This is a genomic window from Rhodoplanes sp. SY1, from assembly GCF_046000175.1.
In the GTDB taxonomy this organism is placed as follows: Bacteria; Pseudomonadota; Alphaproteobacteria; order Rhizobiales; family Xanthobacteraceae; genus Rhodoplanes.
In genome coordinates, this window is sequence record NZ_JBEOMB010000430.1 from 1 (window position 1) to 654 (window position 654).

1 protein-coding gene is annotated in these 654 nt (G+C 59.3%); it reads left to right on the forward strand.

Annotation, left to right across the window (positions count from 1 at the left end):
* Positions 1-176: 176 nt before the first annotated feature.
* Positions 177-654, forward strand: a 478-nt coding sequence (locus ABTU92_RS30165) for a TIR domain-containing protein (protein WP_408095211.1), incomplete at its 3' end; no start/stop codon positions are given.

Consider the following 654-nt stretch of genomic DNA (forward strand, 5'->3'; position numbering starts at 1 on the left):
ACCGGGACGACCGGCGGCCGGGTGACTTGGTCCCATGGCCGAAGGCATGGTGCGCTGATCCTGAGCCTCGACCCGAACCATTCGGGTGCGGCACCGAAGCATGGCGTCGGGACCCCTCCAATCTTCCGGGCAAACTCATCACGTGTTATAAGGGTTCTTGGTGATGTGAGGTTGTCATGAAGAAGCCTCGGCTTTTCATCGGCTCGTCTTCTGAATCTCTCGAAATCGCTTACGAGCTGCAACGCTCATTGGACGAGTCGGTCGAGGTGACCGTCTGGACACAAGGTATCTTCGTCCCGAGCTCGTACACCTGGGTCGACATCGAGCAAACATTGCCGAGCTTCGATTTCGCGGCCTACATTCTGAAAGGCGAGGATTTTCTGATCTTGCGTGGTCAGCAGTATCACGCCGCACGCGACAACGTCATTCTCGAACTCGGCTACTCCATCGGCACCCTGGGGAGGTCGCGAACCTACCTGATCACTCCGAAGGAGCCGGAAGATCTTCGCCTCCCCTCCGATCTCTTCGGGCTGAAGCTCCTGACCTTCTCGGCCAATAGAAGCGACAACAATATGACCGCCGCGCTGGGCCCCACATGCCAGGCTATCCGGAAAGAGATCGCGCGGCTCGGGCCACGGCAGCCGGACTCGGCCT